Below are 26,735 nucleotides of genomic sequence, written 5' to 3'. Positions count from 1 at the left end.
CTGATGAGGTCGGTTCGTCTTCGGCCAGCATGGCGAGCAGGTCAGCGGGGCCAGATGGGCGGGTTGGTGCAGAACGCGCCGCCGAGGTTCTCGTGGTCGGGGTTGCCCGGCTCCAGCTCGCCCTGTTCGGCGATCAGCTTCGCGGCGTACGGCTCGGAGTCGTCCTGGGGCTCGTAGCCCAGGGCGCGGGCCGAGGAGAGGTCCCACCACAGGCGGGTGTTGGCCGAGCTGCCGTAGACCGCGGTGTAGCCCACGTTCTCCGCCGTAAGGGCGGCGTGGAGCAGTCGGGCGCCGTCCGCCGGGCTCATCCAGATCGACAGCATGCGGACCGTCGTCGGCTCGGGGAAGCAGGAGCCGATGCGGATGGCGACCGTCTCGATGCCGTACTTGTCCCAGTAGAACGAGGCCAGGTCCTCGCCGAACGACTTCGACAGCCCGTAGAAGGTGTCGGGGCGGCGCGGGGTGTCGAGCGGGATGAGCGGATCGTCCCCGACCGGACGCGGGGTGAAGCCCACGGAGTGGTTGCTGGAGGCGAAGACGACGCGGCGGACTCCCGCCTCGCGGGCCGCCTCGTACATGTTGTACGTGCCCTCGATATTGGCCCGCAGGATCTTCTCGAATGGGGCTTCCAGGGAGATGCCCGCGAGATGGATGATCGCGTCGACGCCCCGCGCGGCCTCGCGCAGGGCGTCCCGGTCGGACAGATCCGCGGTGATCGCGTCCGGCTCGCCCTCGATGGGGAGCTGGTCGAGCAGCCGGAGCTGGTATCCGTACGACGGCAGCAGCTCGCGCATCAACGTGCCCATGCCGCCTGCGGCGCCGGTGAGGAGGACGGTGCGGGGAGCGGGCATGGGCGGATCTCCTCCGTGGGGGAATCACGTATGGGGTTTTTATATGTGGTTTTTATTCATGTATGCGATTCAGATTCATGGCCACCGTAAGGATCGGCGCAGGAGTCGTCAAGGGTGGCGCGATGCCGCGGAATTCACCGCCGGGTGAGGGGTGTCACCCCGTTGGCACCCTTGACCGGTGACCGATGGCTGCCTTACGGTGAGCGTGTTCACGAATGTAGATGACGATCAGAAACGTGCACACTGCGTCGGTGGGTGACGGCGGGTCGGTGTACACGACAGGGAGAAGCCCGTGACCTCAGCCTCACTCGCCGAGCGCCTTGACGGACTGCTGTTCTTCCCCGTGACCGCCTACGGTCCCGATGGCGCCCTGGACCTGGAGATCTACCGCGCGCATGTCCGCGCCGGGATCGAAGCGGGGGCGGGCGCCGTCTTCGCGTGCTGCGGCACGGGCGAGTTCCACGCCCTGACGCCGGAGGAGTTCCACGACTGCGTCGTGGCCGCCGTGGAGGAGTCCGCCGGGCGGGTCCCGGTGGTCGCGGGCGCCGGGTACGGGACCGCGCTGGCGATCCAGTACGCCAAGCTGGCCGAGCGGGCCGGTGCGGACGGGCTGCTCGCCATGCCGCCGTATCTGGTCGTGGCCGATCAGGAGGGGCTGATCCGCCACTACAGCGCCCTCGCGGGCGCGACCGACCTCGACATCATCGTCTATCAGCGGGACAACGCCGTCCTGGCCCCGGAGTCCGTGGCCCGGCTCGCCAAGGTGCCCGGCATCATCGGCCTCAAGGACGGCCTCGGCGACCTCGACCTGATGCAGCGCATCGTCAGCGCGGTGCGGGCGGAGGGCGGAAACGAGGGCTTCCGCTACTTCAACGGGCTGCCGACCGCCGAGCTCACCGGCCTCGCCTACCGCGGCATCGGCGTGACGCTCTACTCCTCCGCCGTCTTCTGCTTCGTTCCCGAGCTCGCCCTCGCCTTCCACAAGGCGCTCATGACGGGCGACGACGAGACCGTCAACAAGCTGCTCGACGGCTTCTACCGGCCGCTGGTCGAGCTCCGCAACCAGGGCCGCGGCTATGCGGTGTCGCTGGTCAAGGCGGGCGTCCGGCTGCGCGGGCTGGACGTGGGCGAGGTGCGGCCGCCGCTGAGCGAGCCCAGCCCCGCCCACGTCAAGGAGCTGGCCGAGCTGATCGAGCGCGGTATGGCGCTGGTCGGGGATGTGGACGGGGACGGGGAGGCGCGGTGAGAGCCTCCGCCTTCGTCTACCCCTGGGACGTCGTCGGAGACCCGGACGCCGCGCGCCGCATCGCCGATCTCGGCGTCCAGCAGGTGACGCTGGCCTCCGCCTACCACTCCACCCGGGCCCTGACCCCGCGTCACCCCGACCACCGCATCGTCACCGCCCGCCACGCGGCCGTGCTCTATCCGCCGGACGCCGAGCGCTGGCAGGGGCGCGAGCTGCGCCCCTACGAGCAGTCGTGGGTGGCGGGCGACGACCCGTACGGTGAGGCGGCAGCCGCCCTGGCCGACGCGGGGCTCGACGTCCACGCCTGGGTGGTGCTCGCGCACAACACCCGGCTGGGCGAGGAGCATCCGCGGATCGCCGTGCGCAACGCCTATGGCGACCGCTACCCGTGGGCGCCGTGCATCGCCCGCCCCGAGGTGCGTGCCTATCTGGTGGACCTGGCCGCCGAGGCGGCCGTACGGCCCGGCACCCGCGGCACCGAGCTGGAGTCCTGCGGCTGGTACGGGCTGGCCCATCTGCACGCCCACGACAAGATCGGCGGGGTGCCGCTGGGCGGCGCCGGCCAGTATCTGATGTCGCTGTGTTTCTGCGAGAGCTGCCGCGCGGGCTATGCGGAACTCGGGGCCGACGCCGAGGAGCTGCGCCAGGCGGTCGTGCGCGCCCTGCGGCCGGTGTGGACGGGTGAGACGACCGCGGACGGCGGTGACCGCGCGGGGGAGTGGGCCGAGGTCGAGAAGCTGCTCGGCGCTGACCACGCCGCCCTCTTCGCGGCCTGGCGCAACCGGGTCGCCAGCAGTCTGCGGGGCGAGGCCGTGGCCGCCGTAAGGAGCGCGGCGGAAGCGGACTTCCGGGTTCTGCTGCACGCCGACCCGGCCCCGCACCGGCTCGGCGCCAACGTCGGCGTGCACCCGGCCGATGTGCTGGCACAGGCCGACGGGGTGGTGCTGCCCTGCACAGGGGGCGAGGCAGCGCGCTCCGCGGTCCTGTCTCCCTTCGTCCCGCACCAGACCGAGAGCACCGTGCTCGCCGCCAACTTCACGGTGGTGGCGGGAATGGGCGGCAGCCCGGCGACGCTGGCGCAGGACGCGGCCCACGCGGTGGAGCTGGGCGCCGACGAACTCCGCCTGTACCACGCCGGTCTGGCCTCGGACCAGGACCTCGCGGCTGTTCGCAGGGCCCTCGCCGAGCTGGGTTGAGCTGAGCTGAGCCTGATTCTGGCTCTGAGCCGAAGCTGAGTCTGAGTCGAAGTTGAGCCTGAGTCGAGCTGAGTCTGAGTCGAGCTGAGCCCTGAGACCCGGCCCGGGGCCCGCCTTTGTGGCGGGTTTCCGGGACGGGTCGGCGGATTATCGGAAGCGCGACACTCGGTGGCATCGCCACGATCGAAGGGTGCCGACGAAACGGACCACCCCACACCGCAGAGCCATCGCGCTGATGTCCCTGGGCCACTCCTGCGTGGACATCTACCAGGGAGCGGTGGCCGCGCTCGTGCCGTTCTTCGTCTCCGAGCGGGCTTACAGCTACGCCGCCGCCTCCGGTGTCGTGCTGGCGGCCTCGCTGCTGTCGTCCGTGGTGCAGCCGCTGTTCGGGGCGCTCACCGACCGGTGGGCCATGCCGTGGCTGCTGCCGGTGAGCACGCTGGTGGGCGGAGCCGGAGTGGCGCTGAGCGGGGTCACCGGCTCCTACGCGCTGACCCTGGTGGTGGTCGCCGTCTCCGGGATCGGCGTCGCCGCGTACCACCCCGAGTCCGCCCGGGTGGCCCGGCTCGCCAGCCGGGGCAGCCACACCGCGATGAGCTGGTTCTCCCTCGGCGGCAACATCGGCTTCGCCGCCGCGCCGCTCGCGGTCGCCGCCGTCATCGCCACCGGGGGTCTGCGCGCCTCCCCGCTGCTGGCCGTCCCCGCCGTCGCCGGAGCCGCCCTGTGCGCGGCCACGCTACGGGTGCTCAGGGCCCCGGGCGCGGCGACCGGGCCCGCGCGGGCGAGCCGTGGGGGAGGGCGACGGGACGACTGGCCCTCCTTCCTCCGGTTGTCGGGGGCCATCATGTGCCGCTCGATCGTCTTCGTCGGGCTGAGCGCGTTCCTCTCGCTGTATGTGCGCGAGCGCGTCGGCGGTGGCGAACCGGCCGGTACGGCGGCCCTGTTCGTGCTCTACGTCGGCGGCGCGGCGGGCACGGTGGCCGGAGGCGGGCTCGCCGCCCGTTACGGCCGTATCCCGGTCGTCCAGTGGTCGTACGCCCTGACCGTCCTCGCCGTCGCGGGCGTCGTCCTCGTCCCCGGCCCGGCGCTCTACCTCTGCGTGGCGCTGGCGTCGGCCGGGCTGTACGTGCCCTTCTCCCTGCACATCACGCTCGGCCAGGACTATCTGCCCCGCCGTGTGGGCACCGCGAGCGGCGTCACCCTGGGTCTGACCGTCAGCGTCGGCGGCCTCGCGAGCCCGCTCATCGGCGGCCTCGCCGACGCCACGACCCTGCGCACCGCCCTCGCCCCCCTGATCGCCCTCCCCGCCCTCGGCTGGCTCCTCCTGCGCCCCCTGCACGAGCCCACCCTCCCCGAAGCCCTCACCGGCCACCCCCACCCGACGGAGGCCGAGGCGCCCGAGCGGGCATAGGGGCGGCAGACGGCGGTCCTTGGGCCTCGGCGCCGTCGGTCTCGGGCGGCGCCGCGCACCCCGCATCACCCGTTCCACCGTCTCCGCCAGCGCGCTCGTCGCCGGGATCACCGTCTCGCCCCCGCCCGGCAGCAGGTCCAGCGGCCGGTACCAGTCGCGCATCTCCGGCTCGCCGTACTCGTCCGCCTGCGGCTTGGTGGCGTGCCGCCGCAGCGTCTCGGCGTACGGGACGTCGAGGTAGTAGGCGTGGGTGCGGCCCAGGTGGTCGCGGCGCAGGGCGTCCAGCATCCGGCCGTAGTACGCGGCGTAGAGGATGCCTGCGACCACGACGTGGAAGCCGTGGTCGAGGGCGTAGCGGGCCACGGTGTCGATGAGGCCGATGTTCGCCGCGTCCGGGGTGTCCCGCTCCCGCAGCACGACCCGGCGCAGATTGTCCTGGCCCACCAGCGCGAGGCCGCGTCCGTAGCGGGCGCGCAGCCCGGCGGCGACGGAGGACTTGCCGGACGCGGAGTTGCCGCGCAGCACGATCAGCCGCGTCGTCGCGGAACCCATCCTCATCCGGGCCACGCTAGCGGCGTCGGGGGCGAGTTGCGGGGCGTAGGCGGGTGATTGCCCGCCGTGCGCGAATTTCGCCGGAACCGTTGACGAACCCCTGGGGCCGCCCTAACTTCATCGCGTCGTACTTCATACGTCATATATGAGACGCGCTATGTGAGATCTGAGAGCAGCCATGGACATCGCCCCGAGCCCGATCCCCTCCCGCACCCAGTACGTGCTGGAGGCGGTCAAGCACGCGATCCTCACCGGGCGGCTGCGCCCCGGGCAGGCTTTGGTGGAGGCCGAGTTGGCCGCGCAGTTCGGGGTGTCCAAGACGCCCGTACGGGAGGCGCTCAAGACTCTCGCGGGGCGGGGGCTCGTGGTGATGAGCGAGTACAAGGGGGCCACCGTCAGGACCGTCGACACCGCGATGGCGCATGCCGTCTACGATGTGCGGCTGCTCCTGGAGCCCGAAGCGCTGCGGCGGACCGTCGCCGCGCGGGCCGGGCTGGAGGCCGCCGGTGCCGCGTTGGAGCGGTCGGACGCGGCCGACGATCCGGCCGGGCGGTCGCTGGCCAACCGCGACTTCCACCGGGCGCTCTATCTGCCCTGCGGCAACCCCCTGCTGACCCGGATGCTCGACGAACTGCGGGACCAGGCCGCGCTGGTGTCCGCCGTCGCCTGGCAGGCGGTGCCCTCCTGGGAGCAGGAGGCCCATGAGCACCGGGAGATCCTGGCCCGCGCGCTCGGCGGCGACGCCGACGGGGCGGGCCGCGCCCTGCACGACCACATCGCCTCCTTCGTCCAGCGCGCCTTCCCGGACCGGGAGTCTCCGGGTGGGGAGCCCCCTGACGGGGAGTCCCCTGACGGGGAGTCCCCTGACCGGGAGTAACGCCCGGCGGCCCCGGGTGTCCGACCCCAGCACCATCCGAACAGCCCGCCCGATGCCGAACATCGAGAGAAAGGGTTCGTATGGACTACTCACCGCTGAGGACGGCGCTCGCGGATGTCGTGGCGATCCCGGTGACTCCGTACGACGCCGACGGCGCCGTGGACCGCACCGCCTACCGCGCCCTGCTCCGCAGGCTCCTCGACGGCGGAGTCAAGGCCGTCACCCCGAACGGCAACACCGGCGAGTTCTACGCCCTCACCCTCGAAGAGCGGCGGCTGGTCACCGAGTTGACCGTCGAGGAGGCCGCCGGGCGGGCCGCCGTCCTCGTCGGCGTCGGCCATGACGCGGCCACCGCCGTCGAGGCCGCCCGCCACGCCCGCGCGGCCGGGGCCGACATGGTGATGGTCCATCAGCCGGTGCATCCGTACGTCGCCCAGGACGGCTGGATCGACTACCACCGCACCATCGCCGAGGCCGTCCCCGAGCTGGGCGTGGTGCCGTATCTGCGCAATCCGCTCATCGAGGGCGCGGCGATCGCCCGGCTCGGCGAGGAGTGCCCCCAGGTCATCGGGGTCAAGTACGCGGTCCACGACGCCACCCGCTTCGCCGCCGTGGCGCGCGACGCCGGGCTGGACCGGTTCGTCTGGGTGGCCGGGCTCGCCGAGCTGTACGCGCCCGCCTACTGGGCGGTCGGCGCCACCGGCTTCACCTCGGGCCTGGTCAACGTGGCCCCCAACGTCTCGCTCAACATGCTGGGCGCGCTGCGCGCGGGGGACTATCCGGGCGCGATGAAGGTGTGGGAACAGATCCGGCGGTTCGAGGACCTCAGAGCCGAGCGGCAGTCCGCCAACAACGTCACGGTCGTCAAGGAAGCGCTTGCCGCGATGGGTCTGTGCCGCCGCGATGTCCGCGCCCCGAGCAAGCCGCTGCCCGAGCCGAGGCGCGCGGAAGTCGCCGCGATCGTCGAGGGGTGGTCGGCATGAGCGCCCCGCGAGTTGGTGTGAGCGCCCGTCGCATCGATGCGGGCACCCCGCCGAGACCGCGCAAGCGCCCCGAGGAACTGCGCAGCCACCAGTGGTACGGCACCGAGGGCCTGCGCTCCTTCAGCCACCGGGCCCGCACCCGCCAGCTCGGCTATCTCCCCGAGGAACACCTGGGCAAGCCGGTCATCGCGATCCTCAACACCTGGAGCGACATCAACCCCTGCCACGTCCACTTGCGCGACCGTGCCCAGGCGGTCAAGCGCGGGGTCTGGCAGGCGGGCGGCTTCCCCCTGGAGTTCCCGGTCTCCACGCTCTCCGAGACCTTCCAGAAGCCCACCCCCATGCTCTACCGCAACCTCCTCGCCATGGAGACCGAGGAGCTCTGCCGTTCCTATCCGGTCGACGGCGCCGTGCTGCTGGGCGGCTGCGACAAGTCCACCCCGGCGCTGCTGATGGGCGCGGCCAGTGCCGACCTTCCGGCGGTCTTCGTCCCGGCCGGGCCGATGCTGCCGGGGCACTGGCGCAATGAGGTGCTGGGCTCGGGCACCGACATGTGGAAGTACTGGGACGACAAGCGGGCCGGGCTGATCGGCGACTGCGAGATGTCCGAGCTGGAGCGGGGGCTGGCCCGTTCGCCCGGCCACTGCATGACGATGGGCACCGCCTCCACGCTGACGGCCGCCGCCGAGGCGCTGGGCGTGACCGTCCCCGGCGCCTCGTCCATCCCGGCCGTGGACTCCGGGCACGACCGGATGGCCGCCGCCTCCGGATTACGCGTGGTCGAGCTGGTCTGGCAGGACCTCAGGCTCTCGGAGATCCTCACCCGGGAGGCGTACGAGGACGCGGTCGCGACCGTGCTCGCCCTCGGCGGCTCCACCAACGCGGTGATCCATCTGATCGCCATGGCGGGCCGGTCCGGGGTGCGGCTCACCCTCGACGACTTCGACCGCATCGCCCGTACCGTCCCCGTGCTCGCCGATCTGCGGCCCGGCGGCCGGTATCTGATGGAGGACTTCCACTTCGCCGGCGGGCTCCCGGGCTTCCTCTCTCGCCTTACGGACGTTCTGCACCTGGACCGCCCCACCGTCGCCCACCCCACGCTGCGCGAACAGCTCGACGGCGCCCTGGTGCACAACCCCGAGGTGATCCGGCCCCGCGACAACCCGCTGGCCGAGGAGGGCGGAGTGGCAGTGCTGCGCGGCAATCTGTGCCCCGACGGCGCGGTCATCAAGCACATCGCGGCCGAGCCCCGGCTGCTGGAGCACACCGGCCCCGCCGTGGTCTTCGACGACTACAAGGCGATGCAGGCCACCATCAACGACCCCGGTCTCGGCATCACCGAGGACAGTGTGCTGGTGCTGCGCAACGCCGGCCCGCTCGGCGGCCCCGGAATGCCCGAGTACGGGATGCTGCCGATCCCCGACCATCTGCTCAAGCAGGGGGTGCGGGACATGGTGCGGATCTCCGACGCCCGGATGAGCGGCACCAGTTACGGGGCCTGTGTGCTGCACATCGCGCCCGAGTCGTATGTGGGCGGCCCGCTCGCCCTCGTCCGCGACGGCGATCAGATCACCCTCGACGTGGCGGCGCGGGTGCTGCGGCTGGAGGTGGACGACGCCGAGCTGGCGCGGCGCAGGGCGGGGTGGACGGCCCCGCGGCCCCGCTACGAGCGCGGCTACGGCGCGCTCTACCAGGAGCAGATGACCCAGGCGGACACCGGCTGCGACTTCCGCTTCCTGGCCCGCCCCGGGGCGGTGCCCGAACCCCACGCGGGCTGACGCCTCCTCTTCAGCGCCGGATTTTTTTGTACGAGATGCCGAACAACATTCGGTAAGCGCTTCACGGAAGCGCTTCACCGACCCCGTACACCGTCGACTCCGAGAACGGAGAAGCAGTCATGGCCGACGCCGTGGCGAAACCGCCCCGGGTCACCCGGCGGCGCCGTACGGGAGGGCCGGCCCGCCGCCTCCCGTATCTGCTGATCGCCCCCGCCGGGCTGCTGATGCTGGGCTTCATCGCCTATCCGATGCTCAGCGTCCTCTACTACAGCCTGCGGAACTACAACGTCACCAAGCCCTGGCGGAACGGCTACGCGGGCTTCGGCAACTTCACCCGGATCCTCACCGACGACCCGCAGTTCTGGGACACGCTCGTCTTCAGCGGCAAATGGGTCGTCACCGAGGTGCTGCTGCAGCTCCTGCTCGGCCTCGCGCTCGCCCTGCTGGTCCACCAGACCTTCCTCGGCCGCGGCCTCGCCCGCGCCCTGGTCTTCTCGCCCTGGGCCGTGTCCGGGGTGCTGACCACCACCATCTGGATGCTGCTCTACAACCCCTCGACCGGCATCAGCCGCTATCTCGCGGACGCCGGGATCGGCACGTACGGCACCTCGGTGCTCTCCGACACCGGAACCGTCTTCTGGGCCGCCGTCGTCGCCGAACTCTGGCGCGGCGTCCCGTTCTTCGCGATCCTCATCCTCGCCGACCTCCAGTCCATCCCGCAGGACCTCTACGAGGCGGCCTCGGTCGACGGCGCGGGCCGGGCGCGGCGGTTCTTCCACATCACCCTGCCGCATCTGAAGGACGCGATCATCCTCTCCACGCTGCTGCGCGGCGTATGGGAGTTCAACAACGTCGATCTGCTCTACACCCTCACCGGCGGCGGACCGGCCGGGCAGACCACCACCCTTCCGCTGTACGTCGCCAACACCGGGATCAACGGCCATGACTTCGGCTACGCCTCCGCGCTGACCACCGTCGCCTTCGTGATCCTCCTCTTCTGCTCGATCCTCTATCTGCGCCTGAGCAAGTTCGGAGGCGACGCCAAGTGACCGCCGCACTCGCCGAGCAGGGCACCCGGCCCGCCCCCGCGGCCGCCCCGCCGCCCACCGCCCGCGGGAGGCGCCGGCGCAGGCTCGACCGGGGCGTACCGCGCTGGCAGATCTATCTGCCGCTGTGCCTGTATCTGCTGTTCACCCTCGTCCCCTTCTACTGGATGCTGCTGTTCGCGCTGCGCCCCGCGGGCTCGAACGCGCTGGTGCCCTGGCCGATCACCGGCGAGCACTTCCAGAAGGTGTGGAACGAGCGCAGCTTCGGGATCTTCTTCCAGAACAGCATGATCGTCGGCGTCGCCTCGCTGGTGATGACGACGGCGGTCGCGCTGGCCGGCGGCTATGCCCTCGCGCGCTTCGACTTCCGGATCAAAAAGGGCTTCATGCTGGCGCTGCTGGCCTCGCAGTTCATCCCGGGCGCGCTGATGCTGGTGCCGCTCTTCGAGATCTTCAAGAACCTGCAGATGATCAACTCGCTGGGGAGCGTGGTCATCGCGGAGACCGTCTTCCAGCTCCCCCTGTCGATCATCCTCATCAGCGGCTTCATCAAGAACGTGCCGGTGTCGCTCGAGGAACAGGCGTGGGTCGACGGCTGCGGCCGCTTCCGGGCCTTCTGCGCGGTGGTGCTGCCGCTGCTGCGCCCCGGGCTGATCGCGGTCGGCTCCTTCGCCTTCGTCCATAGCTGGAACCACTTCCTGTTCGCGCTGATGTTCCTCAGCTCCCAGGACAAACAGACCATCCCGGTCGGCCTCAACACCCTCATCGGCGCGGACAGCGTCGACCTGGGCGCGCTCGCGGCGGGCGGGGTGATCGCCGCGGTGCCCGTCGTCATCGTCTTCGCCTTCATCCAGAAATGGCTGATTACCGGCTTCAGCGCGGGGGCGGTCAAGGGCTGACCGAAACGGTCGGCGACACCACGTATTCGGCGGCACACCGTATGCGGACAAGGAGGTCCGAGCATGGGCATGGCGTACCCCCGGGGACGAGGGGAAGCCCCGGCCGAGGAACCGATACCCGTCGTCCTCGCGGGCGCCCGAGGCCATGGGCGCCGGCACCTGGACAACATCCGCCGACTGACCGCCGAGGGAACGGTCCGGCTCGCCGGGGTGTGCGAACTTCAGCCGCTCACCGTCAAGGAGCTGGGCGACGGGCTCGGCGAACCCGAGCAGTCCGCCGACCTGGCCGGACTGGTGACCCGGACCGGCGCCCGGATCGCCGTCATCTGCACCCCGATCCACACCCACGCCGACCTCGCCCTCGCCGCCGCCGAACGCGGTGCGCACCTTCTGCTGGAGAAGCCGCCCACACCCTCGTACGCCGAATTCGCCCGGATGAGCGAAGGACTGCGCGGTTATGGAACCGTCTGCCAGATCGGCTTCCAGTCGCACGGCTCCCACGCCCTGCCCGCCATCCGGAGCCTCGTCGCCGAGGGCCGCATAGGGGCGATCCGCGGCATCGGCGCGGCCGGGGCATGGGCCCGCGACGAGGACTACTACGCCCGCGCCCCCTGGGCCGGACACCGCACCCTGGACGGCCGCGATGTCGTCGACGGTGTCCTCACCAACCCCCTCGCCCACGCCGTCGTCACCGCCCTGCACCTCGGCGGCGCCGACCGGGCCGAGGACGTGGCCGGTATCGAGCTGGAGCTGTACCGGGCCAACGCCATCGAGGCCGACGACACCTCCTGCGTACGGATCCGCACCAGTCGCGGTGCCACCGTCGCCGCCGCCGTCACCCTGTGCGCGGAGGAGCCCGGTGAACCGTATGTCGTCGTCCACGGCGACCGGGGCCGGATCACCTTCTGGTACAAGCTGGACCGGGTCCGCGTCGAACGCGACGGAGCGCCGCCCGAGACCACCGACCACGCGCGCACCGATCTGCTGGACAACCTCGTCGCCCGTCTGCGCGACGGCACCGAACTGCTCGTCCCACCGGACCGCACCGGCGCGTTCATGCGCGTCGTCGAGGCGGTCCGCACCGCCCCCGCACCGGTCCCGCTGCCCGCCGACGCCTGGCGCACCGAGCCCGGTGCGGGCGTCGCCTCGCGAGCCGCCAAGCGGCGCGTGGTGACCGGCATCGACCGACTGGTCACCGCCGGCGCCGAGCGCCTCGCCCTGTACTCGGAACTGCGCGCCCCCTGGGCCGCACGCCCCGCGGAGGTCCCGCACCCATGACACCCCTGACCCCCTCCAACCCGCTGACCCCCTCCCTCACCCGCCGTCCCCCCTGCACCGTGCTGCGCCATGAGAACCGGGTCGTCGGGTCGTATGTGCACCGCCCCCAACTGCCCGGCATGCTCGCGCCGCGCCCGTATCTGCACCCCGTACGCACCCTCGGCGGCGTCACCGTCACCGGGCTGCGGCCTACCGAGGACCCGGCCCACCTGGGTGTGTCCATGGCCATCCCGGAGGTGGCGGGATACGACTTCCGGGGCGGCCAGGGCCGCCTGGACCACCAGGGCAGCCAGCGCCACCTGAGCTGGCTGCTGCGCGATCCCGACGGTTTCGTGGAGGAGCTGTCGTGGGCGGCCGGAGGGCGGCAACTGCTGCTGGAGCGGCGCACGGTGGCCGTACGGTCCCTGGGAATGGCGTGCTGGGCGCTGGACTTCACCTCCGCCCTCACCAATGTGACGGGCCAGGAGCTCGCCCTCGGCGGGGCGGGCCACGGAGGCGGCTTCTTCTGGCGCCTCCCGCGGCGCCCCGAGCCCGCGCAGGTCTTCAGCGCCGGCGGCGAGGGCGCGGCGGCGGTGCACGGACGGCCCGCGGACTGGCTGGCGCTGGCCACCGACGAGTGGACGCTGGTCTTCGCCGGCGCGACCGGCGACACCCGGGCCGACCCGTGGTGTGTGCGCACCGGGGAACACGCGGGCGTCGGCTCGTCCCTCGCCTCGGACCGGCCACTGCCCCTCGCCCCCGCCGGCACGGTCACCCGACGCATCGTCACCGCGATAACCGACGGCCGCCTGACTCCCGAAACCGCAGCCCGCAGAGCAGCCCAACTCTCCGACAGGGGAGCGGCCGTATGAGCAGAGTTGTGGGCAATCGTTCCTCCCCGGCTACCGCTGGGAGGTGCCCCCTGGCGGAACGGGTGGGCACAAGCCGGCCCGCACATGGCCACCGCCCCCAGCCACGACGCCACGCCCCTCAACGACCAGCAACCGCCGGCGAACGCAACCCACAAGGAGACGGACACGTGAAATCCACGCGCCGCAGAGCACCCCACATCGCAGCCGCCCTGGCGGCATTGCTCACCCTGACCGCCACCGCCTGCGGCGACGACGGCTCGACCACCGGCGAGGAGGGCTCCGGCAAGGGCACCATCACCTTCTGGGACAACAACGGCGGCCCCCGCACCAAGGTCTGGAAGCGGATCATCGCCAAGTTCGAGGACAAGTACCCCGACATCACGGTCAAGTACGTCCCGATCCCGATCACCAATGTGCAGTCGAAGTACGACACCGCCATCCAGAGCGGCGGCGACAGTCTGCCCGACGTCGGCGGCGTGGGCACCGCGTATCTGGCCAATCTGGTCGCCCAGGGCGCCCTCGACCCCGTGACCGACCGCATCGACGACAGCGCCCTCAAGGGCAAGCTGATCAAGAACATGGTCGACAGCGTCCGCGCGGCCGGCGGTGAGGACCAGGAGCTGTACTCCGTCCCGACCTCCGCCAACCAGGGCACCCTCTGGTACCGCACCGACCTCTTCAAGGCGGCGAAGCTGCCGGCGCCGGACAGTTGGGAGAGGTTCTACAAGGCCGCCGACGAGCTGACCGACAAGGGCGGGAACAAGTTCGGCTTCACCCTGCGCGGCGGCGCGGGCTCGATCGCCCAGGCGCTGGACATGATGTACGCCCAGTCCGGCATCGCGTCCTTCTGGGACGGCGACAAGACCACCCTCAACGACCCCAGGAACGTCGCGGCGCTGGAGAAGTACATCGCCCTCTTCAAGAGGGTCACGCCCGCCGCGGACCTCAACAACGACTTCGCCAAGATGGTCGCCCAGTTCGACCAGGGCGACATCGGGATGCTGCAGCACAACCTCGGCAGCTATGTCGACCACGTACGGCTGCTCGGCAAGGAGAAGATCGCGGGCATACCGCTGCCGCCCTCCCGGGCCGGGGCGGCGCGCACCATCGTCTCCAACCCGGTCGACGGCCTCGGGCTGTTCAAGGCGGGCAAGAACAAGGCGGCGGCCTGGAAGTTCATCGAGTTCGCGGCCTCCCCGGAGATGAACAGCCTCTGGAACGAGGACGTGGGCGCGATCCCCGCCAACGTCGGCGCCGCGGACGACGGCTGGATCGCCGAGGCCCCGCCGACCAAGGCCGCGCTGGAGTCGCTCAACGATCCGCGGACCAAGGTCGTCCAGTTGCCCTACTACCTCCCGGACTGGAACAACATCAGCAAGGCCGACAACGAGCCCGGCTTCCAGAAGGTGCTGCTCGGCCGGATGACCGCCAAGGCGTTCTGCGACAAGGTCGCGGACGAGCTCAACGCGGCACAGGCGGACTGGAAGAAGCACCAGGGCTAGCCGCGCTCGATCACCACATCGCTCCACGGTCCCGGGCCCGCGGGCCTCTATGAACCCCGCGTATACGTCGCGTGTATAGTGCTCGCAGTTTATGCCGCCAACAGTACGCAGTTGTATGCCTGTTGGCGGCATAGCGACCACTAATGGCAACAAAAGGACTTCGGGGATATCAATGGGGCGAAAAGGTCGAATATCCGGACTGCTCGTGAGTGCCGTCTGTCTGACACTGGGCCTCACCGGCTGCGGAGCGTCCTACGACACCACCTCACCGCACAGCGCCCGGGAGCACGCGGTGAAGGACGCCGGGCACGCGACACCGGCCGCCTCGAAGCCGGACGTGCTGAAGAAGGGCGACGGGGCGAACGGTTCGGTCGACTGCTCCCGCGCCAAATGCGTCGCCCTCACCTTCGACGCGGGCCCCAGCGAGAACACGCCCCGGCTGCTGGAGATCCTCAAGCGCGAGAAGGCCCACGCGACCTTCTTCATGCTCGGCAAGAAGCACATCGACAAACACCCCGACCTGGTGCGCCGCATCGCGGACGAGGGGCATGAGCTGGCCAACCACACCTGGTCGCACAAGATCCTCACCAAGAGCGACGACGACGTGGTCCGCTCGGAGATCAACCGGGTCCAGAGCGCCGTCAAGAAGCTCACCGGCCGTACGCCGCTGCTGATGCGGCCGCCGCAGGGGCGTACCGACGAGCGGGTCTCCAAGATCTGCCGGGAGCTGGGCGTGGCACAGGTGCTGTGGAGCGTGACGGCGAAGGACTACCAGACGACCGACTCCGCGCTGATCGAGAAGCGGGTGCTGGAGCAGACGAAGCGCGATGGGATCATCCTGCTGCACGACATCTACAAGGGCACGGTGCCGGCGGTGCCGGGGATCCTGGCGAAGCTGAAGAAGGACGGCTATACGGTGGTGACGGTCTCCCAGTTGATGGCCCCGGCCACCCCGGAACCGGGCAAGGTCTATCGCCCATGAGGCAACAGACCAACAGGACCTTCCGTTTCCGAACATCCTCGGCCACAAAACGATCAAGACTTGTCGCAAGCTATCGCGAGGCGATCGGAATTTCGTAATCTAAGAATTCTCGGGTGCCCGGCAACCTAATCTGGACTGGCGGCAACTACGACATGGGACGGGCCGGTCCGGATCCTCCGGCCCGTTCTCTCGACGCGGAACAGGAGTTGCCATGGGGCTGAGGCGTAAGCGGGGCCGCCACCGTCGCCGTAAGGACCGCACGCTGCCGCTCGGCAGCGCCGTGATCGTGGCGTCGGCCGTGGCCGGGGTGTATCTGACGGCTTCGCCGGAGGGTGCGAGCGCCGTGCCCACCACCGTGTACGTGGCCACCAACGGCAGCGACGGCGACAGCGGCACCCTCAAGTCCCCCTACCGAAGCCTCGAAAAGGCGATATCGGCCGCCAAGGCGGGCACGACCATCGAGGTGCGCGGCGGCACGTACTACCCCGCCAGGACGCTGCGCAGTTCCGCCAGCGGCACTCCCCGCGAGCGCGTCCAACTGCGGCCCTACAGGGCGGAGAAGGTCCGGCTCGACGGCTCCCGGCTGGGCCAGGGCTCCTCCCTGGTCTCCCTCAGGGCCGACTACTGGACGGTCTCCGGGATCGAGCTGCGCAACGCCCCGGGCGGCGGTCTGGTCTGCACCTCCTGTGCGCGAAACGTCTTCCAGAACCTCAGCACCCACGGCAACGGCGACACCGGACTCACCCTCCGCGGCGATGACACCAACGGCAACGTCATCCGGAACCTGGACTCCTACGGCAACCACGACGACGCCACCGGCGGCCAGAGAGCCGACGGCATGGCCCTCACCCACGGCTCCGGCACCGGCAACGTGGTCACCGGATCCCGGCTGTTCCGCAACAGCGACGACGGCGTCGACCTGTGGATGTGGGCGAGCCCCGTCACCATCGAGCACTCCTGGGCCTTCGAAAACGGCCGGAACCGCTGGCACATCCCCTACTTCAAGGGCGACGGCAGCGGCTTCCAGCTCGGCGCCGACCGCCGCGGTGCCCCCTCGCCCGCCCATGTCGTACGGACCTCCGCCGCCTGGGCCAACACCAAGAGCGGCTTCGAGGCGGGCGGCAACACCGGAGCCCTCCATCTCCAGCGCACCACCGCCTTCGACAACTGGGGCAAGGGCTACTCCTTCGCCGGCTCCCGCGCCCTCCTGACCCGCAACCTCGCGGTCTCCAACGGCCGTGGCAGCGCCGACACCGGAGCCCTCGCCGCCTCCCGGGACAACAGTTGGACGCCGGGCGGCCCGGCCACCCCGCCGCTGGTCACCACCGACCCCACCACGGCCCTCGGCCCCCGGCGGCAGGACGGCTCCCTTCCGGTCACCAGCTTCCTCGTCGTCATGGACCGCACCGAGATCGGCTCGACGATGAACTGAAGCCCCGGGAGATCCGGGGTTCCCCCGGGAGCCGTCCCGCCCCGTCAGCTATGGCCCATGATGGGGCGCGGGCGGTAGGGGGCCTCCAGGCGGGCCACCTCCGCCTCGTCGAGCGTCAGCCCGACCGCCGCGACCGCGTCCTCCAGATGGCCGATCTTCGTGGCCCCGACGATCGGCGCGGTGACCGCGGGCCTGCTGAGCAGCCACGCCAGCGCGACCCGCGCGGGGGATACTCCGCGCTTCTCGGCGATCTCGCGGGTGGCGTCCACGATGGAGAACTCCGCGGCCGCGTACCACTTCTCCACCAGCGGATCGTTGCCCGCCCGGACCGTGGTCCCGGTGCGGTCCCGGTCGCGGGTGCCCGCCAGCAGTCCGCGCGCCAGCGGGCTCCAGGGGATGACGCCGACGCCCTGGTCCAGGCAGAGCGGGTTCATCTCCCGCTCCTCCTCCCGGTAGAGCAGGTTGTAGTGGTTCTGCATGGAGACGAACCGGGTCCAGCCGTGTGCCTCGGCCGTGTGCTGGGCCTTGGCGAACTGCCAGGCGAACATGGAGGACGCGCCGATGTACCGGGCCTTTCCGGCCCGCACCACATCGTGGAGCGCCTCCATCGTCTCCTCGATGGGCGTCCCGGGGTCGAAGCGGTGGATCTGGTAGAGATCCACATGGTCGGTGCCCAGCCGCCGCAGCGAGGCGTCGATGCCCGCCAGGATGTGCTTACGGGAGAGCCCGCGGTCGTTGGGGCCCTCTCCCATCGGGGAGTAGACCTTCGTGGCGAGGACATAGTCGTCGCGGCCGGGGAAGAGCTCCCGCAGCAGCTCGCCGGTGATCTCCTCGCTCCGGCCCAACGAGTACATGTCGGCGGTGTCGAAGAAGGTCACCCCCTCCTCGACCGCGCGCCGTACGATCGGCCGCGCGTCGTCGATGTCCAACTGCCAGGGCCGGTGTTCGGGGCTGCCGTAGCTCATCATGCCGAGGCAGATCCGCGACACCTTGATGCCCGACGCGCCCAGCCGTGCGTACTCCATGCGCCTGCTCCTCCCGCCCGTTCGGCCGACCCGTCACAGCAGACCACCCCGGCCGCCGGATGTCAGCCCGGCGTGACGAAACCGCTCTCGTACGCGGCGATCACCGCCTGGGTGCGGTCCCGCACCCCCAACTTGGTGAGCACCGCCCCCACATGCGTCTTGACCGTGGCCGGTCCCACCGCCATCCGGGCCGCGATCTCGGAGTTGGACAGCCCGTCGGTCATCAGCCGCAGCACCACGGCCTCCCGCTCGGAGAGCCGCTCGCCCAGCGCCCGCGCGCTCGCCTCGCGGTCCGGGCCCCGGGCGGCGGCGTGCTCGGCGGCCAGTGCCCGCACCGCGGCCGGGAACAGCAGCGAATCGCTCCGCGCCACCAGCCGCACCGCCTGCACCAGATCCTCCGCACGGGCCCGCTTGAGCAGAAAGCCGCTGGCCCCGGCGCGCAGCGCGTCGTACACATAGCTGTCGTTCTCGAACGTCGTCACCACGATGACGCGCGGCGGGTCCGCCATGGTGCTCAGGATCCGCTCGGTGGCGCGGATGCCGTCGACATCGGGCATCCGGACGTCCATCAGCACGACGTCCGGGCGCAGTTCACGGACCACCGGTACGGCCTCGGCGCCGCTTCCGGCCTCGCCGACGACCTCCAGGTCCGGTTCGCTGGAGAGGATCGCGCGCAGCGCGGTGCGCACCATCCGCTCGTCGTCGACGAGCACGATGCGCAGCGGGGACGGCGGGGCGCTCACCGGCGACGGCGGGGTGCTCATCGGGACGCCTCCAGCGGGAGCCGGACCGTCAGCCGCCAGACGCCGTCCACGGTGTCCCACGCACAGGTGCCGCGCAGCAGGGTGGCCCGCTCGGCGATGCCGCGCAGCCCGCGGCCGCCGGTGGGCCGTGCCCGGGCCGCTCCGTTCACCGGGTTCTCCATCGTGATCTCCACCTTCTTCGGGTCCTCGGCGATCCGGAGCCGCACCGGCACCCGGCCCGCGTGGCGCAGCGCGTTGGTGAGCCCCTCCTGGACGATGCGGTACGCCTCGCGGGAGACGACGGGCGGCAGCCGGTCCAGCGCGCCCGGGGCCGTCAGCTCGACGGCGACGCCCGCGGCCCGGGTGCGGGCCAGCAGCCCGTCCAGATCCATGAGGGTGGGGGAGGGGGCGGGGGCCGGACGGTCCTCCCCTTCGCGTAACAGGCCGAGCACGCTGTCGAGTTCGCCGACCGCGTCCCGGGTGGTCTCCTCGATGGCCGCCAGCGCCTCCCGGGCGAAGTCCGGATCGGTGTCGAGGACCTTACGGGCCGCGCTCGCCTGGAGGGTCACCGCGCTCAGCGCATGGCCGACCGAGTCGTGCAGCTCGCGGGCGAGCCGGTTGCGGGCGGCCAGCCGGGTGGCCCGCTGCTCGGCGGCGGCGAGCCGCTCGGCGGGGGCCGGGCCGAGCAGCGCGGGCGCACAGCGGGCCAGCAGCGCCCCGGCGGCCGCGGCGATCCCCATGATCACGCCCAGCAGCAGCACCCCGGCCAAGGGCGCCAGCGCGGAGGGGGCCGAGGCGAAGGCGTGCGGCCAGCCCTCGTCGACGTACGAACCGTCGGTGAACGGCAGGGCGATCAGCATCGCCGAGGCGGGCAGCAGGGACAGGGTGAGCCCGCTGACCAGCCCGCCGATGGCCAGATGCAGCCCGTACCAGAGCAAGGTGCGGGCGCGCGCGTCCCACGATCCGGCGGGCCCGGCCGCGAGCTCCGCGGACTCCGGAAGCCCGCACAGCGAGCGCGCGGCGGTGGCCTCCAGGGGGCGTACGAGCGGCAGCAGCGCGGTCGGCGCGGCCAGCGGCAGGGCCAGGCCGAAGGTGCCCAGTTGCCACACCAGGGAGGTGAAGGGAACCGCGTCCCGCAGGAGCATCGCGAAGACGACGCTGGTCAGCAGGTAATACGGCATCAACAGGGCGCCGCCGAGCACCAGATGGATCCAGCGCAACTGGGCCCGGCGGCCGGCCACCGCACGGATCGCCCGCCGCCACCACGCCCCGGTCACGGGGCCCGGTGCGCTGCCGCGCCCCCGGCGGAGCCGCGCCGTCGGAAGAGGCGCCCGCCGGCCGTGAGGACGGGTGATCCGACGGTCATCCGCACAGCGTAGGTCAGATTCATCGGCGCGGTCGGCTCCTTGGCGGGCGGGCGGGTGCCGGACGCGTCCGCCCGCCGGAAAGGGTGTGGGTCACGGGGACCAGCCTCGCGGCGCGGCGGGCGCCGCGCCTCACCCTGCCCGACGATCCGCCTCCGCCGCGCGGCGGAGGGGGCCGTCCTCCCATGGGTCAAAGACGTCGCGTCGCGAGGGTGAGCCGGTCCCGGGCGTCGAACAGGGCGTCCTTGATCATCTGCTCATGGGTGGGGGTGAGCCGGGCCACCGGCACCGAGCAGCTTATGGCGTCGCGCGAGGGGGTGCGGTACGGGATGGCGATACCGAAGCAGCGCAGGCCCAGGGTGTTCTCCTCGCGGTCCACCGCGTACCCCTGCTCCCGGATCAGGTGCAGCTCCTCGATCAGCTTCTCGCGGTCGGTGATGGTGTGCTCGGTGAGCTGGCCCAGCGTCTCCGGCAGCAGCTTGCGCACCTGCTCGTCGGAGTACGTGGCCAGCAGCGCCTTGCCCAGCGAGGTGGAGTGGGCGGGCAGCCGGCGGCCGACGCGGGTGAAGGGGCGCAGATAGTGCTGCGACTGCCGGGTGGCGAGATAGACGACGTTGGTGCCGTCGAGGCGGGCGAGGTGGATGGTCTCGGTGGTGTCGTCCGAGAGCCGGTCCAGGGTGGGGCGGGCGGCGGCCACGACCTCGTCGCCGTCGATGTAGGAGGTGCCGACGAGCAGGGCGCGCACCCCGATGCCGTAGCGGGTGCCGGTGGCGTCCGTCTCCACCCAGCCGAGCTCCACCAGGGTGCGCAGCAGCATGTAGAGGCTCGACTTGGGATAGCCCACGGCCTCCTGGACCGCGGCGAGGCTGTGCATTCCGGGCCGCCCGGCGAAGAACTCCAGCAGTTCGACCGTGCGGACAGCCGATTTGACCTGGGCCCCGCCCGTCTCGGTAGCTGACATCGCCTTGACCCCTCTGTTCGACCAGCCATAGAGTCCCGAGGGAAATTCATCACCCGGGACAGCGTTCAGCATATCGAACACCGTCGATGTGTGGGACGCAAGCAGCGGTAACACCACAGCAGGAGGAATCCGCGGTGTCAGCACCAGTGTGGAGCGTCGACCCCCGAACCGGAAAGCAGCGGGAGCAGGTAGCGGTCGAAGCCACGGCGGAGGAGGTCGACCGCGTGGTGCGCGCGGCCCACGCCGCCCGCGGCTCCCTGGCCGACCGTACGGTGCGCGCCGCCCTGCTGCGCACCGCCGCCGATCTCCTCGACGAGGCCCGTGACCAGCTTGTCGAGGCCGCCGACGCGGAGACCGCGCTCGGCCCCGCCCGGCTCACCGGCGAACTCGCCCGCACCACCTACCAACTGCGGGCCTTCGCGACCATCGTGGACGAGGGCGCCTTCCTCGACGTCCGCGTCGACCACGCCGACGCCACCCAGACCCCGCCCTGGCCCGATCTGCGCCGCTACAAGCTGCCGCTCGGCGTCGTCGCCGTCTACGCCGCCAGCAACTTCCCGCTCGCCTTCTCCGTGCCCGGCGGCGACACCGCGAGCGCCCTCGCCGCGGGCTGCCCGGTCGTCGTCAAGGCCCACCCCGACCACCCCGCCACCTCCGAGGTGGCCGCCTCCGCGCTGCGCCGCGCCGCCGAGCGGGTCGGGGTGCCCGCCAATGTGATCGCGGTGGTGCACGGTTTCGAGGCGGGCATCGAGCTGGTCAAGCATCCGCTGATCGCCGCCGCCGGCTTCACCGGATCGGTTCGCGGCGGCCGCGCCCTGCACGACGCGGCGGCCTCCCGGCCGGTGCCGATCCCCTTCCACGGCGAGCTGGGCAGCCTCAACCCGGTCGTGGTCACCGAGGCCGCGGCCGCCGAGCGCGGCGACCAGATCGGCGCGGGGCTCGCGGGCTCCATGACGCTGGGCGTGGGCCAGTTCTGCACCAAGCCCGGCTTTGTGCTGGCCCCGGCAGGACCGGCGGGCGACGGCCTGGTGAAGTCCCTCACCGAGGCGGTCAGCAATACCGACGCGAGCGTCCTGCTCGACCACCGGATGCGGGACAACTTCGTCGCCGGGGTCAAGGAGCGCGCCGAACTGGCGGACGTGGACGCCCCGGTCACCCCCGGCTCCGGCGGTGAGCACACGGTCAGCGCGGGCTTCCTGACCGTCCCGGCGCGGCGGCTCACCGAGGACGGCCCGCACGACGTGCTGCTGGAGGAGTGCTTCGGCCCGGTGACCGTCGTGGCGCGCTACGAGAGCGACGACGAGATCAGCGCGGTGCTCGGCCGGCTCCCGGGCAATCTCACCGCCACCGTCCAGATCTCCGCCGCCGAGGGCGAGGGTACCGAGGGCCGGGCCGGTGCGCTGATCGCCGAGCTCACCCCGCTGGCCGGACGGGTCCTGGTCAACGGCTGGCCGACCGGCGTCGCCGTCGCCCCGGCCCAGCACCACGGCGGCCCCTACCCGGCCACCACCTCCACCTCCACCTCGGTCGGCGGCACCGCCATCGAGCGCTGGCTGCGGCCGGTCGCCTACCAGGACACCCCGGCCGCCCTGCTGCCGCCGGAGCTGCGGGACGAGAACCCGCTGGAGCTGCCCCGGCGGATCAACGGCATCCGGGAGCAGCGCGGCTGAATCCCCGGAGCGACCTCCGGGAGCCCCCGGAACGCACTCCGGGAGCAGCACCGCTGAAGCCCGGACCGACGGCGCGGCCGCCGGACCCGCGGACCTGACCCGCGGTTCCGGCGGCCGTGTCGGCATGCCCGCGGTCAGCTAGGGCTCCCGGGGGTCTCTTTCGGCCGATCTGTCGGCACTTTCACCCGGGCGCCGCGCCAGGCATGGGAATCGCCGCAGGTCAGCGGGGATCCATAAGGTTCACTTGAAGGCATCCGACAGGGAAACGCGATGGACGCCGGGGTGAGCCGGTTCCATAGTGGTTGGACATGGAGAGCCTGGCGGGCGCCGAATTCGCGCCACACACGACGTATCTCACCACCGCGTCCAGCGGTCTGATCCCCGCACGCTCCGTGGCCGCCGTGAAGGCGGTCCTCGACGGCTCGGCCGCCGGACGGCCCGTTGTCGATGTGGCCTTCGAGGCGGTCGAGGAGAGCCGGGCCGTCTACGCCCGGCTCGTCGGCGTACCGGCGCGGCGGGTCGCGGCGGGCAGCTCGGTCGCCGTCTACGCGGGGATGATCGCCACCTCGCTGCCGCCCGGGGCCGAAGTCATCGTCGCCGAGGGCGACTTCAGCTCCCTGGTCAACCCGTTCGCCGTCCGCGGCGACCTCAAGCTGCGCATCGTGCCGCTGGAGGAGATCGCGGAGGCCGTACGGCCCGGTACGGCGCTGGTGGCCGTGAGCGCGGTCCAGTCCGCGGACGGGCGGATCGCCGATCTCGACGCCATCGGGGAGGCGGCCCGGGCCCACGGGGCCCGCACCCTGGTGGACACCAGCCAGGCGGCCGGCTGGTTCCCGGTCAACGCCGGCGAGGCCGACTACACCGTCTGCGTGGCCTACAAGTGGCTGATGTGCCCGCGCGGGGCCGCCTTCCTGACCGTCCCCGAGGATCTCGGCGAACTCACCCCCGTCTTCGCGGGCTGGGTCGCGGGCGAGAAGCCCTGGGAGAGCTCCTACGGGCCGGTGGCCGAACTCGCCCACTCCGCCCGCCGCTTCGACGAGAGCCCGAGCGTGTACTCCTACGTCGCGGCCCGGCACTCCCTCGCGCTGATCGAGGAGCTGGGCACCGAGGCCATCGCCGCCCATGACCGCGCGCTCGCCGACCGCTTCCGGGCCGGGGTCACCGGGCTCGGCCACCAGCCCGTGGCCGCCCCCGGCTCGGCCATCGTCTCCGTACCGGGGCTGGGGGACGCCGCGTCCCGGCTGGCGGAGGCGGAGGTGCATGTCTCGGCGCGGGCCGGCAACCTCCGCGCCTCCTTCCACCTGTACAACACGGCGGCCGATGTGGACCGGCTCTTGGAGGAGCTGACCCGCTGAGACCGTCTCCCGGGGCACAGAGAAAACCCGCTCCCGGGCCAGAACGGGGCCGGAAAAAAATCTGAGGGAAGCCGGGGCACCCCGGCTTCCCTCAGATCACGGACGTCAGCTCAGCGCACGGCGGTGATCACCGTACGGGCGTGAAGTCCCTTGCCCCGATGAATGCCGGCCGGGGGACCGGTGCCGCGAACGGCTCCACCGCGGTGTTCTCCACGCTGTTGAACACGATGAAGACGTTGCTGCGCCAGTAGGGCGTGATGTTGTCGCCCGAGCCGTGCATGCAGTTGCAGTCGAACCACGTCGCCGAACCGGCCTTGCCGGTGAACAGCTTGATGCCGTGCTTGTCGGCGAAACCGGCGAGCGCCTCGTCGGACGGGGTGCCCGCGTCCTGCATCTGCAGCGACTTCTTGTAGTTGTCCTTCGGTGTCTCGCCCGAGCAGCCGAGGAACGTACGGTGCGACCCCGGCATGATCATGAGGCCGCCGTTGGTGTCGTAGTTCTCGGTCAGCGCGATCGAGACCGACACGGTCCGCATGTTCGGCAGCCCGTCCTCGGCGTGCCAGGTCTCGAAGTCCGAGTGCCAGTAGAAGCCCGAGGCGCCGAAACCCGGTTTGACGTTGATCCGGCTCTGGTGGACGTAGACGTCCGAGCCGAGGATCTGCCGTGCGCGGCCCACCACTCGCGGGTCGCGCACCAGGTTCGCGAACACCTCGCTGATCCGGTGCACCTCGAACACCGACCGTACGTCCTGCGACTTCGACTCGATGATCGAGCGTTCGTCGGCGCGCACGTCCGGGTCGGCGACCAGCCGGTCCAGCTCGGCGCGGTAGACCGCGACCTCGTCCGGAGTGATCAGCTCGTCGATTGCCAGGAAGCCGTCGCGATCGAAATCGCTCAGCTCGGACGGTTGCAGCGGCCCGGGGGCGCCGGGGTCGGACCACACCACGGGGTCCACGCGCGGCGTAGCGACCTCCATGGCCCCACGGGTCGGGTACAGGTCAGTGACCGCGGTCATCGGATCATGCCTCCTCGGTCTCGGTGATCAGCGGGTATACGCCGTTCTCATCATGGTCCTCCCGTCCCGTGATCGGCGGGTTGAATACACAGACGCACCGGAAATCCGTTTTGGGGCGCATCGTGTGCTTCTCGTGCCCGTTCAGCAGGTACATGGTGCCGGGCGTGATCCAGTGCTTCTCACCGGTCTCGTCGTTGGTGAGCTCGGCCTCACCCTCGACGCACAGCACCGCCTCGATGTGGTTGGCGTACCACATCGAGGTCTCGGTGCCCGCGTAGAGGATGGTCTCGTGCAGCGAGAAGCCGACGCCTTCACGGGCGAGCACGATGCGCTTGCTCTCCCAGGTGCCGGTCTTGGCCTTCACATGCCTCTCGGTGTCCTCGATGTCCTTGAAGGATCGGACGATCACGGTGAGTTCTTGCCTTTCTCTTCTCTGCGGTACGGGAGGGTTATGCGGTCTCGCGGACCGCGCGGGCGAGGGTCCGCAGCCCCTCGTCCAGGTCATCGGGGGAGATGGTCAGCGCGGGCAGCAGCTTGACGACCTCGCTCTCGGGGCCGGAGGTCTCCACCAGCAGCCCCAGCTCGAAGGCGCGGCGGCAGACCGCCGAGGCGCGCGGCTTGTCCTCGAACTCCAGGCCCCACACCAGGCCACGGCCGCGGTAGTGGGTGCCGGACTGCTCCTCGCAGATGGCGCGCAGGGCCTGCTCGACCTGCTCGCCGCGGGCCAGGGTCTGCTTCTCCATCTGGCTGTCGGCCCAGTAGGTGTCCAGGGTCGCGGCGGCGGTGACGAAGGCGGGGTTGTTGCCGCGGAAGGTGCCGTTGTGCTCGCCGGGCTCCCAGATGTCCAGCTCGGGCTTGAAGAGCGCGAGCGACATCGGCATGCCGTAGCCGCTGATGGACTTCGACACGGTCACGATGTCCGGGGTGATGCCCGACTCCTCGAAGGAGAAGAAGGCGCCGGTGCGGCCGCAGCCCATCTGGATGTCGTCGACGATCAGCAGCATGTCCTGCCGCTCGCACAGCTCGGCCAGGGCGCGCAGCCACTCGGGCCGGGCCACGTTGATACCGCCCTCGCCCTGCACGGTCTCGACGATCACGGCAGCGGGCTGGTTGAGGCCGGAACCCTGGTCGCCCAGCAGCCGCTCGAACCACAGGAAGTCCGGGATCGTGCCGTCGAAGTAGTTGTCGAACGGCATCGGGGTGCCGTGGACCAGCGGGATGCCCGCACCGGCGCGCTTGAAGGCGTTGCCGGTCACGGCCAGCGAGCCCAACGACATGCCGTGGAAGGCATTGGTGAAGGAGACGATGGACTCGCGGCCCTTGACCTTACGGGCCAGCTTCAGCGCGGCCTCGACGGCGTTGGTGCCGGTCGGGCCCGGGAACATGACCTTGTAGGGCAGATCGCGCGGGCGCAGGATGTTGTTCTGGAACGACTCGAGGAACGCGCGCTTGGCCGTGGTGGACATGTCCAGGCCGTGGGTGACGCCGTCACGCTCGATGTAGTCGATCAGCGCCCGTTTCAGTACCGGGTTGTTGTGGCCGTAGTTGAGCGACCCGGCTCCGGCGAAGAAGTCGAGGTAGGTGTGGCCGTCCTCGTCGAACATGTGGCTGCCCTGCGCACGGTCGAAGACGGCGGGCCAGCCACGGCAGTAGCTGCGCACCTCCGACTCCAGGGCCTCGAAGACGCTCAGGGCGGGCGGGGTGATGGTCACAGCGTT

General features: G+C 71.1%; 23 protein-coding genes and 1 pseudogene. 15 read left to right on the top strand and 9 right to left on the bottom strand.

Annotated features, from left to right (window positions below; translation table 11 throughout):
• Window positions 1-41: 41 nt before the first annotated feature.
• Window positions 42-851, bottom strand: coding sequence for an NAD-dependent epimerase/dehydratase family protein (locus tag STRVI_RS32615; RefSeq protein ID WP_014059829.1), 810 nt, complete (start codon window positions 849-851; stop codon window positions 42-44).
• Between the two features lie 292 nt (window positions 852-1,143).
• Between STRVI_RS32615 and STRVI_RS32610 the strand changes: the two genes are divergently transcribed.
• The 3 genes from STRVI_RS32610 (at window position 1,144) to STRVI_RS32600 (ending at window position 4,704) form a co-directional block, all read left to right on the top strand.
• Entirely contained in the window at window positions 1,144-2,097 is a 954-nt protein-coding gene (locus STRVI_RS32610; RefSeq protein ID WP_014059828.1) for a 5-dehydro-4-deoxyglucarate dehydratase, read from the top strand.
• Window positions 2,094-3,293: a hypothetical protein gene (locus STRVI_RS32605; protein ID WP_014059827.1), complete on the top strand. Its 1,200-nt coding sequence runs from the start codon at window positions 2,094-2,096 to the stop codon at window positions 3,291-3,293. Before STRVI_RS32610 ends, STRVI_RS32605 begins: the two co-directional genes overlap by 4 nt.
• Window positions 3,294-3,528: 235 nt before the next feature.
• Window positions 3,529-4,704: an MFS transporter gene (locus STRVI_RS32600; RefSeq protein ID WP_050993810.1), complete on the top strand. Its 1,176-nt coding sequence runs from the start codon at window positions 3,529-3,531 to the stop codon at window positions 4,702-4,704.
• A 60-nt stretch (window positions 4,705-4,764) separates the two neighbouring features.
• On the opposite strand, the pseudogene STRVI_RS55090 reads toward STRVI_RS32600, so the two are convergent.
• Window positions 4,765-5,262 (bottom strand): annotated as a pseudogene (locus tag STRVI_RS55090) (AAA family ATPase); the annotation flags it as partial.
• Window positions 5,263-5,434: 172 nt separating this feature from the next.
• Between STRVI_RS55090 and STRVI_RS32595 the strand changes: the two are divergent.
• From STRVI_RS32595 to STRVI_RS32550, 10 genes are all read left to right on the top strand, one after another.
• Window positions 5,435-6,133, top strand: a complete 699-nt coding sequence (locus STRVI_RS32595; RefSeq protein WP_014059825.1) for a GntR family transcriptional regulator — start codon at window positions 5,435-5,437, stop codon at window positions 6,131-6,133.
• Between the two features lie 80 nt (window positions 6,134-6,213).
• Window positions 6,214-7,116, top strand: a complete 903-nt coding sequence (locus tag STRVI_RS32590) for a dihydrodipicolinate synthase family protein (RefSeq protein WP_014059824.1) — start codon at window positions 6,214-6,216, stop codon at window positions 7,114-7,116.
• Complete coding sequence (araD, locus tag STRVI_RS32585) at window positions 7,113-8,894, top strand: L-arabinonate dehydratase (protein WP_014059823.1); 1,782 nt, start codon at window positions 7,113-7,115, stop codon at window positions 8,892-8,894. The genes STRVI_RS32590 and araD overlap by 4 nt, the downstream gene beginning before the upstream one ends.
• Before the next feature lie 119 nt (window positions 8,895-9,013).
• Window positions 9,014-9,943, top strand: coding sequence for a carbohydrate ABC transporter permease (locus STRVI_RS32580; RefSeq protein WP_014059822.1), 930 nt, complete (start codon window positions 9,014-9,016; stop codon window positions 9,941-9,943).
• A complete protein-coding gene (locus tag STRVI_RS32575) occupies window positions 9,940-10,839 on the top strand; it encodes a carbohydrate ABC transporter permease (RefSeq protein WP_014059821.1) in 900 nt (299 codons plus the stop codon). Before STRVI_RS32580 ends, STRVI_RS32575 begins: the two co-directional genes overlap by 4 nt.
• A gap of 63 nt (window positions 10,840-10,902) precedes the next feature.
• The gene (locus STRVI_RS32570; RefSeq protein WP_014059820.1) at window positions 10,903-12,117 is read left to right on the top strand and encodes a Gfo/Idh/MocA family protein; all 1,215 of its coding nucleotides are present in this window, start codon (window positions 10,903-10,905) and stop codon (window positions 12,115-12,117) included.
• Window positions 12,114-12,968 carry a PmoA family protein gene (locus STRVI_RS32565; protein ID WP_014059819.1) on the top strand — a complete coding sequence of 285 codons (855 nt, stop codon included), beginning with the start codon at window positions 12,114-12,116 and terminating at the stop codon, window positions 12,966-12,968. Before STRVI_RS32570 ends, STRVI_RS32565 begins: the two co-directional genes overlap by 4 nt.
• A 167-nt stretch (window positions 12,969-13,135) precedes the next feature.
• Window positions 13,136-14,470 (top strand): ABC transporter substrate-binding protein, encoded by a 1,335-nt coding sequence (locus STRVI_RS32560; RefSeq protein ID WP_014059818.1) that lies wholly within the window; start codon window positions 13,136-13,138, stop codon window positions 14,468-14,470.
• A 172-nt stretch (window positions 14,471-14,642) separates the two neighbouring features.
• Entirely contained in the window at window positions 14,643-15,452 is an 810-nt protein-coding gene (locus tag STRVI_RS32555) for a polysaccharide deacetylase family protein (RefSeq protein WP_014059817.1), read from the top strand.
• A 211-nt stretch (window positions 15,453-15,663) separates the two neighbouring features.
• Complete coding sequence (locus tag STRVI_RS32550) at window positions 15,664-16,884, top strand: right-handed parallel beta-helix repeat-containing protein (protein ID WP_014059816.1); 1,221 nt, start codon at window positions 15,664-15,666, stop codon at window positions 16,882-16,884.
• A 44-nt stretch (window positions 16,885-16,928) separates the two neighbouring features.
• Here STRVI_RS32550 and STRVI_RS32545 read toward each other — a convergent pair whose 3' ends face one another.
• The 4 genes from STRVI_RS32545 to STRVI_RS32530 form a co-directional block, all read right to left on the bottom strand.
• Window positions 16,929-17,909 (bottom strand): aldo/keto reductase, encoded by a 981-nt coding sequence (locus STRVI_RS32545; protein ID WP_014059815.1) that lies wholly within the window; start codon window positions 17,907-17,909, stop codon window positions 16,929-16,931.
• Between the two features lie 62 nt (window positions 17,910-17,971).
• Window positions 17,972-18,673 (bottom strand): response regulator transcription factor, encoded by a 702-nt coding sequence (locus STRVI_RS32540; protein ID WP_014059814.1) that lies wholly within the window; start codon window positions 18,671-18,673, stop codon window positions 17,972-17,974.
• A complete protein-coding gene (locus STRVI_RS32535; RefSeq protein ID WP_014059813.1) occupies window positions 18,670-19,929 on the bottom strand; it encodes a sensor histidine kinase in 1,260 nt (419 codons plus the stop codon). The genes STRVI_RS32540 and STRVI_RS32535 overlap by 4 nt, the downstream gene beginning before the upstream one ends.
• A 277-nt stretch (window positions 19,930-20,206) precedes the next feature.
• On the bottom strand, window positions 20,207-20,977 hold the full coding sequence (locus STRVI_RS32530) for an IclR family transcriptional regulator (protein ID WP_014059811.1): 771 nt from the start codon (window positions 20,975-20,977) through the stop codon (window positions 20,207-20,209).
• A gap of 134 nt (window positions 20,978-21,111) precedes the next feature.
• On the opposite strand from STRVI_RS32530, the gene STRVI_RS32525 reads away from it, so the two are divergent.
• Together STRVI_RS32525 and STRVI_RS32520 are read left to right on the top strand one after the other, a co-directional pair.
• The gene (locus STRVI_RS32525; protein WP_014059810.1) at window positions 21,112-22,647 is read left to right on the top strand and encodes an aldehyde dehydrogenase (NADP(+)); all 1,536 of its coding nucleotides are present in this window, start codon (window positions 21,112-21,114) and stop codon (window positions 22,645-22,647) included.
• Between the two features lie 308 nt (window positions 22,648-22,955).
• On the top strand, window positions 22,956-24,002 hold the full coding sequence (locus tag STRVI_RS32520) for an aminotransferase class V-fold PLP-dependent enzyme (protein WP_014059809.1): 1,047 nt from the start codon (window positions 22,956-22,958) through the stop codon (window positions 24,000-24,002).
• A gap of 127 nt (window positions 24,003-24,129) precedes the next feature.
• Here STRVI_RS32520 and thpD read toward each other — a convergent pair whose 3' ends face one another.
• Genes thpD through ectB form a run of 3 tightly spaced genes read right to left on the bottom strand, consistent with a single transcriptional unit; the run spans window position 24,130 to window position 26,729 of the window.
• Window positions 24,130-25,017 (bottom strand): ectoine hydroxylase, encoded by an 888-nt coding sequence (gene thpD / locus STRVI_RS32515; protein WP_014059808.1) that lies wholly within the window; start codon window positions 25,015-25,017, stop codon window positions 24,130-24,132.
• 4 nt (window positions 25,018-25,021) lie between these two features.
• Window positions 25,022-25,426: an ectoine synthase gene (locus tag STRVI_RS32510; RefSeq protein WP_014059807.1), complete on the bottom strand. Its 405-nt coding sequence runs from the start codon at window positions 25,424-25,426 to the stop codon at window positions 25,022-25,024.
• A 40-nt stretch (window positions 25,427-25,466) separates the two neighbouring features.
• Window positions 25,467-26,729 carry a diaminobutyrate--2-oxoglutarate transaminase gene (ectB, locus tag STRVI_RS32505; RefSeq protein ID WP_014059806.1) on the bottom strand — a complete coding sequence of 421 codons (1,263 nt, stop codon included), beginning with the start codon at window positions 26,727-26,729 and terminating at the stop codon, window positions 25,467-25,469.
• Between the last annotated feature and the right edge of the window lie 6 nt (window positions 26,730-26,735).

Source organism: Streptomyces violaceusniger Tu 4113 (assembly GCF_000147815.2).
GTDB classification, from domain to species: Bacteria; Actinomycetota; Actinomycetes; order Streptomycetales; family Streptomycetaceae; genus Streptomyces; species Streptomyces violaceusniger_A.
This window is presented reverse-complemented; position numbering and strand designations above follow the sequence as displayed.

Coding starts and splice junctions, on each gene's coding strand:
- STRVI_RS32600 (WP_050993810.1), top strand. CDS start 3,529: ATGTCCCTGGGCCACTCCTGCGTGGACATCTACCAGGGAGCGGTGGCC.
- araD (WP_014059823.1), top strand. CDS start 7,113: ATGAGCGCCCCGCGAGTTGGTGTGAGCGCCCGTCGCATCGATGCGGGC.
- STRVI_RS32565 (WP_014059819.1), top strand. CDS start 12,114: ATGACACCCCTGACCCCCTCCAACCCGCTGACCCCCTCCCTCACCCGC.
- STRVI_RS32590 (WP_014059824.1), top strand. CDS start 6,214: ATGGACTACTCACCGCTGAGGACGGCGCTCGCGGATGTCGTGGCGATC.
- STRVI_RS32580 (WP_014059822.1), top strand. CDS start 9,014: ATGGCCGACGCCGTGGCGAAACCGCCCCGGGTCACCCGGCGGCGCCGT.
- STRVI_RS32555 (WP_014059817.1), top strand. CDS start 14,643: ATGGGGCGAAAAGGTCGAATATCCGGACTGCTCGTGAGTGCCGTCTGT.
- STRVI_RS32595 (WP_014059825.1), top strand. CDS start 5,435: ATGGACATCGCCCCGAGCCCGATCCCCTCCCGCACCCAGTACGTGCTG.
- STRVI_RS32570 (WP_014059820.1), top strand. CDS start 10,903: ATGGGCATGGCGTACCCCCGGGGACGAGGGGAAGCCCCGGCCGAGGAA.
- STRVI_RS32615 (WP_014059829.1), bottom strand. CDS start 851: ATGCCCGCTCCCCGCACCGTCCTCCTCACCGGCGCCGCAGGCGGCATG.
- STRVI_RS32520 (WP_014059809.1), top strand. CDS start 22,956: ATGGAGAGCCTGGCGGGCGCCGAATTCGCGCCACACACGACGTATCTC.
- STRVI_RS32545 (WP_014059815.1), bottom strand. CDS start 17,909: ATGGAGTACGCACGGCTGGGCGCGTCGGGCATCAAGGTGTCGCGGATC.
- STRVI_RS32540 (WP_014059814.1), bottom strand. CDS start 18,673: ATGAGCACCCCGCCGTCGCCGGTGAGCGCCCCGCCGTCCCCGCTGCGC.
- thpD (WP_014059808.1), bottom strand. CDS start 25,017: ATGACCGCGGTCACTGACCTGTACCCGACCCGTGGGGCCATGGAGGTC.
- STRVI_RS32530 (WP_014059811.1), bottom strand. CDS start 20,977: ATGTCAGCTACCGAGACGGGCGGGGCCCAGGTCAAATCGGCTGTCCGC.
- STRVI_RS32550 (WP_014059816.1), top strand. CDS start 15,664: ATGGGGCTGAGGCGTAAGCGGGGCCGCCACCGTCGCCGTAAGGACCGC.